Source organism: Membranihabitans marinus (assembly GCF_021729155.1).
Lineage (GTDB): Bacteria > Bacteroidota > Bacteroidia > Chitinophagales > Saprospiraceae > Membranihabitans > Membranihabitans marinus.
This window is the reverse complement of sequence record NZ_JAJQYA010000064.1, coordinates 1-11100: the sequence shown is the minus strand read 5'-3', so window position 1 is coordinate 11100 and position 11100 is coordinate 1. Positions and strand designations below refer to the sequence as shown.

The 11100-nt window shown below is 39.8% G+C and carries 10 protein-coding genes; 4 read left to right on the top strand and 6 right to left on the bottom strand.

Features of this window, described 5'->3' with window-relative positions; translation table 11 throughout:
- Positions 1-223: 223 nt before the first annotated feature.
- The 6 genes from LVD51_RS19765 to LVD51_RS19740 all read right to left on the bottom strand — a co-directional run bounded on the left by LVD51_RS19765 (position 224) and on the right by LVD51_RS19740 (position 6041).
- Positions 224-595: a hypothetical protein gene (locus LVD51_RS19765; RefSeq protein ID WP_236973110.1), complete on the bottom strand. Its 372-nt coding sequence runs from the start codon at positions 593-595 to the stop codon at positions 224-226.
- Positions 596-613: 18 nt separating this feature from the next.
- Complete coding sequence (locus LVD51_RS19760; RefSeq protein ID WP_236973109.1) at positions 614-2404, bottom strand: zinc metalloprotease; 1791 nt, start codon at positions 2402-2404, stop codon at positions 614-616.
- A 579-nt stretch (positions 2405-2983) separates the two neighbouring features.
- Positions 2984-3202 (bottom strand): DUF6500 family protein, encoded by a 219-nt coding sequence (locus tag LVD51_RS19755; protein WP_236973108.1) that lies wholly within the window; start codon positions 3200-3202, stop codon positions 2984-2986.
- A gap of 653 nt (positions 3203-3855) precedes the next feature.
- Complete coding sequence (locus LVD51_RS19750) at positions 3856-4539, bottom strand: SCO family protein (protein WP_236973107.1); 684 nt, start codon at positions 4537-4539, stop codon at positions 3856-3858.
- Positions 4502-5068 carry a toxin-antitoxin system YwqK family antitoxin gene (locus LVD51_RS19745; RefSeq protein WP_394803199.1) on the bottom strand — a complete coding sequence of 189 codons (567 nt, stop codon included), beginning with the start codon at positions 5066-5068 and terminating at the stop codon, positions 4502-4504. Before LVD51_RS19745 ends, LVD51_RS19750 begins: the two co-directional genes overlap by 38 nt.
- 22 nt (positions 5069-5090) lie before the next feature.
- Complete coding sequence (locus LVD51_RS19740; RefSeq protein WP_236973105.1) at positions 5091-6041, bottom strand: YHYH protein; 951 nt, start codon at positions 6039-6041, stop codon at positions 5091-5093.
- 325 nt (positions 6042-6366) lie between these two features.
- Between LVD51_RS19740 and LVD51_RS19735 the strand changes: the two genes are divergently transcribed.
- From LVD51_RS19735 to LVD51_RS19720, 4 genes are read left to right on the top strand one after another with little or no spacing between them, the layout of a single operon-like run.
- Positions 6367-7302 carry a metal ABC transporter solute-binding protein, Zn/Mn family gene (locus tag LVD51_RS19735; protein WP_236973104.1) on the top strand — a complete coding sequence of 312 codons (936 nt, stop codon included), beginning with the start codon at positions 6367-6369 and terminating at the stop codon, positions 7300-7302.
- Positions 7299-8114, top strand: coding sequence for a metal ABC transporter ATP-binding protein (locus LVD51_RS19730; RefSeq protein ID WP_236973103.1), 816 nt, complete (start codon positions 7299-7301; stop codon positions 8112-8114). Before LVD51_RS19735 ends, LVD51_RS19730 begins: the two co-directional genes overlap by 4 nt.
- Positions 8115-8141: 27 nt before the next feature.
- Positions 8142-9431, top strand: a complete 1290-nt coding sequence (locus LVD51_RS19725; RefSeq protein WP_236973102.1) for a metal ABC transporter permease — start codon at positions 8142-8144, stop codon at positions 9429-9431.
- 2 nt (positions 9432-9433) lie between these two features.
- Positions 9434-10333 (top strand): metal ABC transporter permease, encoded by a 900-nt coding sequence (locus LVD51_RS19720; protein ID WP_236973101.1) that lies wholly within the window; start codon positions 9434-9436, stop codon positions 10331-10333.
- Positions 10334-11100 lie beyond the last annotated feature (767 nt).

Below are 11100 nucleotides of genomic sequence, written 5' to 3'. Positions count from 1 at the left end.
TCGGTTCCTTCATCCAATCCATATTTAATGGATTGGGTTGTCCTCCGGACAACTTCATTCAGTCATGCTCGGTCATCATTCGGGAAACCTACGGACGATTACATTTTTTAAAAATTTTGACCTCACTAGAAATCATCACAGTATCTTTAATTCTGATAGAATATCGAAATTTTTGCCCCATGAATTTGCCAATGGGGAGAAAAGTTTCCGCGATGGTCTATGGTCATTGCAGGCGATGCAAGAGTTCAGTCACTTCTTTTTTAAGTCTCATTTTTGCAATGAAAATGCCAATGATTTTGCCAAGTCCAGCAGACAAGAAAAAAATAATCACCCCATTTCTGACGGTCAACCAGTTGATATTATCGTTGTGAAATATTTCAAATATCGAATAGAGTAAGATGGATACAAAACAGAAGAATGATCCCATTTCACATCCACAAGCATTGTAATATTCATTGAAATACTTCTCGTATTGGGCATTCTCATCCTGACTCAGTTGTCCAATATTCATTTTAATTTTGCCATTAAAATTAATTTTCTCTTTTGAGATTAATTTCAAAAGATTTTCCTGATCGTGTATAATGTAATTTTTCATAGCTTGCATATCAAGTGACTATATCTCCGGGAATAAACATGAGTCATCGGCTACATTGGTCAACCAACGCCAGGTTTCTTTGGCATCGTCTAAGGTGAAGGAAGGCCCACCACTGAGGAGTAAATATTCTGAAAATGTATTGCCAGTAACATGACTTTCAGCACTTCTGGGAACATACATGATGTACTCCAATCCATTGTGATTGTCGTGACAGAGTCCAAAATAGTGACCCAATTCATGAACCAATACGGTGCCAAATACAAATTCAGGAATTCGATCAGTGAAACTTACACCACTCTTGCTTCTGTAAGGGTAGGGAATCGTGTCGTCGATTTGCCCAGAGCAGGGAGTTTGATACGGAGGGGGTCTAAACCAACTGGTCAATCCATAACTCGGATCGTCATTGAGGTATCTAAAAATGGCTAGGGTAGGGACCTTGCATAAAGCGTCGTTGATGCCAGATCGTGGAAAGTCGGTAAATACATTTTCGTGTACGGATTGATCCATTGGTACAAACTGAAAGTTTGGATCCTGTTCTCGATCAATGGGATAGTCTATTATTTCACCCCAAGAAAACGCCAAGCCCAATTGATAGGCTTTTGTTTGGGCTATGCGCAAGAAATTTTCAAATCGTTCTAACCGTATGGGATAAACATTAAAAGGGGCTATGGCATCTGGTCCTTCATCTATAAATCGCTTTAAATCGAAATACGAAACCCTTATGTCTGTTCCCTCATAAACCACTTCTCCCAATACTGACGATGTTTGAGTGGCCCATTTTTTATCGTCACAACCATTGATTTGACCTGCTAAAGCAAATAAATTGATTTGGCCCCTGATGTGCAATTCTCTTAAGTATCGACCCGAGGGAATGCACATTCTCCTTGCATCCAATTCTACAGGTAGGCCCATTGGGCAGGCATAAAAGTGCATCTTATCTTTGATTCGATTTATTCGATTTTCATCTTCGGGAAAGGCTTGGGAAAGGGAAGACTCTATTATTTTTTTGAGTTTCATTTTGCGTACATTACTCGCTATACCACTGACCAGTATCCAGCCTGGTGCACCGATAATGTCTAGAATAATTCTGGCAATACCCACACCTATATTGGTCAATCCGCCACTCAGTCTACATCCATTAAGGTTTAAGATGCCGAAGACAACATCTTTTACCCCGTTGAGGAAATTACAGACGGTTTCTATTAATTGCTGTACCAGTGAAAGACCACCATCCACAAATCCGAAAAGGACGAGGCCTACATAACTAAATGATTGGGCCAAACCACAGGTCAGCCCTTTGAAATCGTTAATAAATTCAATGAGGTCGCAGACCAAACTCTTTATAAAATCAAATAAGTCCTCAATGATGTCTAGTAAATCCTTCCACAATGCCCATATCGCCTTAAGCGCCTCCAATGGATCGGTAAAAATACAAACCAAAAAGGTGACGAGGAATTTTAACAATCTGATCACTATTTTCACAATAATGTCGACAACGATCATTACTATTTTACAAACCAAATAAGTCACCCATTTGATGACGGTGACAATGACATAAGTTATTATTTTTTCGAGAATGGTTTCTATCCAGCAAAACCACTTGTTGCAACAGAGGCACCATTTTTTACATTTTTTCTTTTTGCATTTTTCAACCCGCTTAGATACCCATTCTTCGATGGGTTTTTTGACCTTTTCTTCTATTTTTTTCTTTACTTCAGTGCATTGTTTTTTGGCCTTTTTAATGGCTTTTTCGACGGGGATTTGTACTTTTTTGGTTATCCATTTCTTAACTTTCTTGCAGGCTGACATAATTTTAAATTTTTATGTATAAAATTACTCACAGTGAATGTGGTCTATATCAGTCTCGAATGGGGTAAGAATACCTTCTGTAACATAGGAATTGATACAGAATAATGTACTTATGAAGGTTTGCTTTATAAAACGATAGCGTCGTATTCTGAAGGTTTTTTATTGAAAGGTCAGTTGTTATGATCGATTTGGGATAACCTATATTCCTTCACATTTTCAATTGGGATTTAGTTTGCTTATACTATTCAGTTATTATTTAAAAGGATTTGGAATTTCGACAATGGACTTTCTAAGACCATTAAACAAAACACTTGAACACCACTTCGGTTTTGAGGAAGTGTTTAAATAATATTTTGCAGTTTTCTGTTAATCTGTTATTATTACAGATTAAATTGCAAATGACTTAATGTAATATAGTGAAAAATATTGAATTATTATTTTATATTCTGTTAAATCGCAGACCGATTTACGGTCAATGGCTCTTTCCTCCCCAATCAATGCGGTGGCCGACCCACCAGAGCCCAGTGGTGAACGAGCGAAGTGCTTGCACCGTAGAGACGCAAGACATTGAAATTGTCGTTAAATATTGTTCTCTACCATTTTCTTGATTTTAACAGCCTTCTCAAAATGATCCAGCTGATGGGTCATGATCCACCAGGTTGCCACCTCCATTAGTAAAGCAGGATTGTCATTTTTATTGGCAAAAAAGGCGTAAAAGGATAAGCCGACATTTTCTCCCTTTTTCTCAATTTTTTGATTGCAAACGTCTATGATCTTTTGTCTAATTCCTGAATTCATATTTATTGTGATTTTCTGGTTGGGAATTGATTGCGGATAACAAATATATCTCTTTCGCAGTTGGAAATCTTAAAAATTGCAATGTGATAATCCACTTTTGTAAACTGGTTTTTTTCTATTTTTCTGTTGGATTAAAATAGAATTTAAGAATGATATTATTCTATATGAATTTATGGTCATTGGTTTTATTCCGTATTTATTAGAAGTTTTGATCCGTTTTAATAATCACAGAAATTTCCTGAAGGGAGGGAATATCACAGCATAGGTTGGCTGAATGCAGATTTCCCATAGATCGGGCGAATCGGTTCAATCAACCCAATCAACCCCATCAATCCAATCAGCCCCATCCGGCCAAGATGACTGAGCATAACAGAATATGACTGAGCATAGTTGTCCGTAGGATGACCGAGCATGACTGAATATAGTTGCACGAAGTGCAACCCAATTGATTAAATATCAATTGGATGAAGGAACCGGGCTTCGACAAAGCTCAGCCACCGATTTCACAGTGTTTCGGGTGTAAACGAGCAAAGTGCTTGCACCGTAGAGACGCAATGCCTTGCATCTCCCATAATTGTCAACTGAGACGCAAAGCTTTGTGTCTCTACGCTGCGACGAGAATTCTAAAACTCGCTAGCCAAAATACACCCTACCTACTGTTCCAACTTTAGGGTTTTGATATCGGCAATAAGTTGTTGAGTGGAAGTCTTATTCAAACCGTTGTAAATACCTCGAATGTGTTTGTTCTTGTCGACCAATACAAAATTCTCCGTATGAAGAAAATCATTGATGTCTTTTTGTAACCCTAAATCCTCCTCCACAAAATAATCTTGCCGCCCCAATTTGTAAATTAATTCTTTTTCGCCGGTAACTAAATGCCATTTGTTTGAAACCACTCCCTTCTCCTCCGCATAGGTCTTGAGTATGGAAACAGAATCCCGAGATGGGGTGACAGAATGCGAAATAATCAATACTTCGTCATCGTGAATAAAAGAATCTTGTACAACGGCCATGTTGGCCGTCATTTTAGGACAGATGCCAGGACAAGCCGTAAAGAAAAAATCGGCCACATAGATTTTGTCCTTGAAAGTATCTTCATCAATTTTCTCTCCATCTTGATTGATGAGTTGAAATGGAGATATCTGATGAAAGCTGTCTAGTCTGCTGTCATCTTCAGACATCCAATGAGGGGTGAAAGTCGCCTGATTGTAATAGGGCAGTGGATATGTTTCTATTGCCGCTTCATCTTTTTGCCCACATGCCATTATTAGATAGGATAGGCAGAGTAAGACATAAACCTTAATCGGTGTATTGAATATTTTCGTCTTCGAGTTCATAACAAAGTTTTGATCTTTTTAAGCCGTAAATCCTTCCATCTTTGGCTTCGTAATTATTGTATATCTTTCCATTTTCTCTCCATGACTGTTGAATCCCTTCTTCGTGACCGTCAGTGAGTTGAATCTTTTTAAATATATTTCCACTGACATACCATTGTTCTTGGATGCCCTGAGCTATCCCCTTAGTGTAGTTGGATCTCGATCTTAAATTGCCGTTAGACCACCAAGTCAAGGCTGGACCCTCTTTTTTGCCATTAATATACTGTGCTTCATAACTTTTGATTCCATTTTCAAACCATTTAATATAGTGGCCATGCCTTTTTCCATTTATATAATCAATAACAGAGGCTGTTTGAGCATTGGGATAGGTAGAGACCGCAGTTCCCGTGAAGGGCTCGTCTAGATAGTAGACTAACCCTTGATTGGGATGTAAAACAATTGAATCTGCTTCAACGATCTTCCAAGTGTTGGCATCATGAGAGCCAATGGAAGCATCGTCTTCCATTGGACCCTCACAAGCCAAGGTCATTAGCAACACAAATAGAAAATATTTATTGAATTGAATTCGGTGTGCCTTGATAGTCATCTGGAAATAATAAATAGTATTGATTTAAAAATATTTCATTTTGAATGTGATAGTGGTATTCGCCATTGCCATTGTGTTGGGTGGCTGCTATATGCCCACCAGACTCATCCAAATCGTCGGGATAAGTACCTGTAGAATAGCATTTCCTACCGTATAGAAAGAAACCATCTGCGATGATGCCTATTAATACATCGTCGTCATCGGACCAGGCCTTGGGTTCTAAGTGGTAATGATAGCTTTGGGGGCCGGTATGTGCTGCGGTATAATCCAACGATGGCACGGCGTTGTCTAATGGGACGTTGGGACCTTCTTCGTCGTTGTATATCATGGCTCCACTCACTGCCATACCTATAGGGCCCAATCCAGTAGAACTGGTAGATGTGGCAAGGGTTGGAGCTATAGGGACCCGCAATGTATAGGAGCCATTGAAGTCATCGATGTTGCCTGGTGCCATACTCTCATAAGAGGTGGCTGTAGGTTCTACAAATAAAGGGTGATTTTCAGACGCTGCTTGCGTGGTCAGGGAATTTCCCATGGGGTCAATGGCCGATCTGGTAGTGGTATTTGACCAATAGGGGGATGTGTGATTGGGCATGCCATTGGATTCGATAACCACTTCATTGTCTTCGATATAGATCACGAAATTTGTAGAGTCAAAATCTGCAAAGGCGGCATGTAAACTCGATGCCGTCCCCTTGGTATCATCAATATCGTCTGCATTGCTGACATATCTCTCAGGTTGATCACAGGCATTTTGGATGACCGTAGGGTTGCCCAGGCCATCATTGTCGGCATCTTCATACCAAGTAACCTCTTCACAAAGCATATCATCATCTTTGCATGAAACAAGGGTGAAGAGCAAGCTCGTTAGGCCTATAATCATGGATAAAATTAAATTCTTCTTCGTAATTGTCATTTTGTTTTTCCTTTTTAGACCACAGTGTCTGATAAATCCTTCGGTCATGAAGATTTTTTTTTGAGGATGGACAAAATCAGTGGTTATTTTGATCAGAATATTAATACCTAATATGATTATATTTAGCAGATCAGCTAGGGAGTGAAGAAAAACTTGAATTTTACATGAAATTTATGTATTTATTGTTGTTTTAATCCACTTATCACATTTATATGCCAATCGATTGATTATTTACAGTCTGTTTTGGGTTTGAAAATAAAAAGTTCAAAACAATTTTATAAAAATTTAGATTAATATAACTAAATTGCAAATACTAATCTTACTTATGAATAAAATGAATTTTAAACCACTGCTGTTGGGATGTTTAGCTCTAATTTCTATGTTGGGATGTAGAATTGAAAATGCCGAGTCCTCTGCTCATCTATCTGTGGTGTGTACCACAGGAATGATTGGAGATGCAGTAAAAAATATATTGCCATCAGATATTAAAGTATATACATTAATGGGCCCTGGTGTTGATCCCCACCTGTATAAACCCTCGCCAGAAGTTGTGGCTCAATTATCTCAAGCAGATATTATCGTACACAATGGATTGCATCTTGAAGGTAAGATGGGGGATATTTTTAATGCCTTACAGGATGAAAAAATAGTGCTCGAAATGAGTGGAGGCCTTAAAGAAGATCAGCTGCTAAAGTCGGAAACCGATGCCTCTGTTCACGATCCTCATATTTGGTTTGATGTAGATTTATGGCAACAAAGTGTGGGCTATCTCGGTCAGCAATTGTCTAAGATCGATGGTCTCGACGGTACAGTTGTATTGAGAAATACCCAAAAATATCAGGACGCTTTAATACAATTGCACCAATGGGTAAAGGCAAAAGTCCTAGAAATACCAAAAGAAAATAGAATAATGATTACTTCTCACGATGCATTTCGATATTTTGGCAGGGCCTATGATGTTAGGGTCATGGGGTTACAGGGAATATCTACTGTCAGTGAGTTTGGCTTAAAGGACATTACCAATCTCGTTCAGTTTGTGGTAGATCATCGTGTGCCGGCTGTGTTTGTAGAAAGTTCTGTGTCTAGTAAATCGATGCAAGCCGTTCAAGAAGGATGTAAAAATAAAGGACATAATCTGGCCATTGGTGGCACTATGTACAGTGATGCCATGGGCGCTGAGGATAGTCCAGAAGGCAATTATATAGGAATGGTCAAACACAATGCCACTATATTAACTCAAGCATTAAATGTAAAGCAATGACAGTGAAAAATCCCTCGATTGCAGTAGAAGCTCATAATATTACCGTGGCCTATGACCGCCAGCCCGTTTTGTGGGAGGTGGATTTTGAGATGCCCGCGGGAAAACTCATCGGAATAATTGGACCCAATGGATCGGGCAAGACGACTTTGGTCAAGACGCTGATGGGGGTATTGACACCAGATAGTGGATATGTGGAAATATTCAATGAGCCCTTGCATGAAGTGCGCAGTAAGATAGCCTATGTCCCTCAGCGAGAATCGGTGGATTGGGATTTTCCAGCTAGTGTATACGACGTTGTGATGATGGGGAGGTTTAGTGCCAAAAAACTATTTCAACGACCCAGTAAACAAGACAAGCTCGTCGTCCGTCAGTCCATTGAAAAAGTGGGATTGACTCCATTTATTCGCAGACAGATAGGTCAATTATCTGGCGGTCAACAACAACGGGTCTTTTTGGCTCGATCACTAGCTCAAGAAGCCGATATTTATTTTATGGATGAGCCCTTTGTAGGGGTGGATGCCGCTACTGAGACAGCCATTCTAACCCTAATGCTGACCATGAAAGATCAGGGCAAAACACTGATTATCGTTCACCATGATTTGCAGACGGTGAGTGAATATTTCGACGAAGTACTACTGCTCAATACTCGGGTCATTGATTATGGGCCAGTGGAAACGGTATTGACCGACGCCAATTTAAAAGCGGCCTATGGCGGGCAATTGAATGTATTGAGTAAGGTGGGGGAATTGATGAAGCAGAGTGAATTTCCTGTGAGGGAAAAGGAATTTAAGAATCGGACTGTTAAAAAATAACAATCTTCCTTCTCTAAATAGAGTAATATGAATGAAGTTTTGGACTTTTTATTATTGCGTGAACCCAATATACTGTATGTAGTCATTGGAACCATATTGATTGGTGCCTCAGCGGGATTGATAGGAACATTTGCCTTTTTAAAAAAATCATCCCTCCTAGGGGATGCCATTTCTCATGCTGCCCTTCCCGGGGTCTGCATTGGATTTTTGTTTGCCCAAGAGAAGGATCCCGTTTTTTTGTTACTGGGAAGTTTTATTTCAGGTTGGATTGCCACTTATTTGGTTGAATGGATAACCATTCATTCTAAACTTAAGAAAGATACGGCCATTGCCGTTATTTTATCCTTTTTCTTTGGTATTGGTATATTCCTTCTCACCATCATCCAAGGATCTGGTATGGCGGCTCAGAGTGGTCTCAATACCTTCTTGGTGGGGAAAGCTGCAGCGATTCAAACATCGGATTTGTTGGTCTTCGGTGGGGTAGCTTTATTGATTATATTATTTGTAGTCATTTATTATCAGCCCCTTAAGATATTGGTTTTTAATCGGGACTATGCCCTGTCTATTGGACTGCCAGTGAAAACAATGGAGTTTTTGCTCAATAGTGCCATTGTGATGGCTATTGCCGTCGGTATCCAAGCCGTCGGTGTTATCTTGATGGCTGCATTGTTGATTACCCCTGCAGCAGCAGCGAGGTTTTGGTCTTATCGATTGTCCAAATTATTAATCATTGCCGCAGGTATCGGGGGATTTTCTGGATGGTTTGGCGCATTGGTGTCTTATACCGCACCCAATATGCCTACTGGGCCATGGATAGTTACGGTGCTGTCCGTATTTGCGATGGGGTCTGCCTTTTTAGCTCCTAAATCGGGAATGATCTCTAGAATAAAAATGGGGCGTGAAAATGCCAATAAAATTTTGGTTGAAAATATACTAAAGACCATTTATTTATTCTGCGAAAAAGAAGCCAATCCATTGACCCGATCCATATTGTACACCGATATATTGGAGCAGCGGTTTTTTACCCCTAATAATTTTAGTAAGGGCTTGCGTTGGTTGGACAAGAAACATATGATCATTCTGGATAAAAACTCATTAAAATTGACCGAACAAGGTTATGAGGAGAGTAAAAGAGTGGTTCGATTGCATCGATTATGGGAAGTATATTTATATGAAAAAATGAATTTGGCTGCCGATCACATCCATCCCAATGCCGAGACTATGGAGCATGTATTGACCCCAGATCTAGAAAAACTATTGTTAAAAGAATTGGATCATCCGATGAGTGATCCTCACCAAAGTAAAATACCTAAATAATCATGGATACAGGAATCGTTTTGACAGCGTTGTTTGTGGCCTTTAATTGTGGGTTGTTGGGTGTGTTTTTAATGCTACGCAAAATGGCCATGGTTGGAGATGCCATTTCTCACAGTGTATTGCCAGGTATTGTGATTGCATATTTGATTTCAGGATCTCGAGCTTCCTTTCCCATGTTGATCGGTGCCGCCATCATGGGGGTGTTGACCACGGTGTTGATTGAGTTTTTGACAAAAAAGGCTCGACTCCAGAACGATGCAGCCATAGGTATTTCATTTACGTGGTTGTTTGCCATTGGAGTAATCCTTATTGCCGTATTCACCAAGGGAGGTATTGACTTAGATCAAGAATGTGTATTGTATGGGGATCTGGCTTTTGTGCCATTGGACAAGGTTATAGTAGATGGCAATCTCTATCTCGGGCCCAAGGCACTGTGGAATCAAATACCAGTGTTTGTAATTATTGTACTCACATTGGTTTTTGGATTTAGAGGATGGCAGGTGACGACTTTTAACCCCGACTTTGCATTGTCTTTGGGCATCAATGTGTCGAAATGGCATTACGTTTTAATGAGTTTGGTGTCTTTGGTGTCTGTGATGGCCTTCGAAGCTGTGGGGGCTATTTTGGTAGTGGGATTTATGATCATTCCACCGGCAACGGCCTATCTAATGTCGGGGAAATTAATCCCTTTGCTCTTCATTACCATGATTATTGCCAGTATTTCTGTGATTGCTGGTTGTTATCTGGCTATATATTATAATGGATCTTTTGCCGGAGGAATGATTGTGGTGGCCGGTATAATATTTATAGTGGTATGGGCGATCAAAGCTGTAATAGATCGATGGCGTCGAGTTGCTAATAGGACTGCCTATGAAAACCGAGCGGAATCAATATCTGCCTAATCCATTACACAGATTGGAAAGTCCAAAATGGAGGCCATACCCATTTCTTTCTTGACTTTATTTTTTAATATAAGAATCATAGGTTTTTGGCATTAGAGAGTGCATTAATACGACTAAGAATAGTAATGATGGGTAATTTTATCCACTATAAATGTATTACGCATAAAATAAAAGTCCACTACAGGTTGTTGGACGAAATGCCCTGTAGTGGATGGAATCATTTCTATGCTAAATTTTAGTATCTGAATAGATTGGTCCTTACTTCAATAGTATAAAAAAACAATTTTGGCTTTCTTCATCTCATCTAGGTTTCCCCATCCACCACGCAGTGGCTAAAAACCTTTCGAATTACGTTGCTGTCACGCCGGAGCACATTGACTAAAATCCTATCGATTTATGGGGCAGTCATGCCTCGGCCGGGAGACCTCGGTTCCTTCACTATCCACGACGCAGTGGTCGTGGTTCCTTCATCCGATGGATATTTAATCCATCGGGTTGTCCAACAGGACAACTTCATTCAGTCACCCACCCGAAACACGGAAGTTTCGGTTCCCTCACCATTGATCCATTAAGGATCAATGATGCTGCGCATATTGTTCGGTCATCCTCATCAAATGCCTATTTAAGGCATTTGGTTGCTCTAAAGAGCAACTACATTCGGTCATCCTCGAAAATGTCCCCCGCTGGCGGGGGTAATGGCACTAATTTAAATAAATTAATTATCTTAGTGTTTATAAAAAATGTAGCTATAATGAAACTAAATAGAT

What these genes read in the sequence shown, in the direction of transcription:
- LVD51_RS19760 (WP_236973109.1), bottom strand. Translation starts at nt 2,404, where the DNA reads ATGTCAGCCTGCAAGAAAGTTAAGAAATGGATAACCAAAAAAGTACAA.
- LVD51_RS19720 (WP_236973101.1), top strand. Translation starts at nt 9,434, where the DNA reads ATGGATACAGGAATCGTTTTGACAGCGTTGTTTGTGGCCTTTAATTGT.
- LVD51_RS19765 (WP_236973110.1), bottom strand. Translation starts at nt 595, where the DNA reads ATGAAAAATTACATTATACACGATCAGGAAAATCTTTTGAAATTAATC.
- LVD51_RS19725 (WP_236973102.1), top strand. Translation starts at nt 8,142, where the DNA reads ATGAATGAAGTTTTGGACTTTTTATTATTGCGTGAACCCAATATACTG.
- LVD51_RS19745 (WP_394803199.1), bottom strand. Translation starts at nt 5,068, where the DNA reads ATGACCTTGGCTTGTGAGGGTCCAATGGAAGACGATGCTTCCATTGGC.
- LVD51_RS19740 (WP_236973105.1), bottom strand. Translation starts at nt 6,041, where the DNA reads ATGACAATTACGAAGAAGAATTTAATTTTATCCATGATTATAGGCCTA.
- LVD51_RS19755 (WP_236973108.1), bottom strand. Translation starts at nt 3,202, where the DNA reads ATGAATTCAGGAATTAGACAAAAGATCATAGACGTTTGCAATCAAAAA.
- LVD51_RS19730 (WP_236973103.1), top strand. Translation starts at nt 7,299, where the DNA reads ATGACAGTGAAAAATCCCTCGATTGCAGTAGAAGCTCATAATATTACC.
- LVD51_RS19750 (WP_236973107.1), bottom strand. Translation starts at nt 4,539, where the DNA reads ATGAACTCGAAGACGAAAATATTCAATACACCGATTAAGGTTTATGTC.
- LVD51_RS19735 (WP_236973104.1), top strand. Translation starts at nt 6,367, where the DNA reads ATGAATAAAATGAATTTTAAACCACTGCTGTTGGGATGTTTAGCTCTA.